The sequence below is a fragment of the Rhodanobacter fulvus Jip2 genome (genome assembly GCF_000264315.1).
GTDB classification, from domain to species: Bacteria; Pseudomonadota; Gammaproteobacteria; order Xanthomonadales; family Rhodanobacteraceae; genus Rhodanobacter; species Rhodanobacter fulvus.
This window is the reverse complement of the sequence record NZ_AJXU01000119.1, coordinates 1-417: the sequence shown is the minus strand read 5'-3', so window position 1 is coordinate 417 and position 417 is coordinate 1. Positions and strand designations below refer to the sequence as shown.

The window sequence follows — 417 nt, the reverse complement described above, 5'->3', positions numbered from 1 at the left end:
GTACTGCGGACGAAGGGTCGGTGTTGTCGTCGCGATCACGCACATCGTCGCGAAAAACACCGGGTGTACGCGCCATCGCTGCGGTCAACGTGCCCGGCGGCCAGTGCCAAACCGCCTCGCCGCATCCTCAAGGTCGCGCACGCAAGGCGGTCAGGCTTACAATCCCCAAAGCGACTACCTCGCGGGCGGTTTAGTCCAACGAGGTTTATCTGTCGCGACACGCATCGCGCCTTGGATCTTGCTGTGTTGGCGCGACAGATAAACGCTAAGCGTTTAGGCCTTATGACAGACTTTGACGAAGTTCTAGCTGCAGAGCGAGCCAAGGACGGCGAGGCATTGCGCCAAGCGTTGTCGAAAGCAAAGGTTCCAGCGTCCATCTTGATGAGGCTCCTGCTAGACGACTGGCATGACCTGCAT

1 protein-coding gene is annotated in these 417 nt (G+C 59.0%); it reads left to right on the top strand.

The genetic code is table 11. The features are described from left to right. Positions 1-231: 231 nt before the first annotated feature. On the top strand, positions 232-417 hold a 186-nt coding region (locus tag UU9_RS18480; RefSeq protein WP_237710323.1), incomplete at its 3' end, for a hypothetical protein.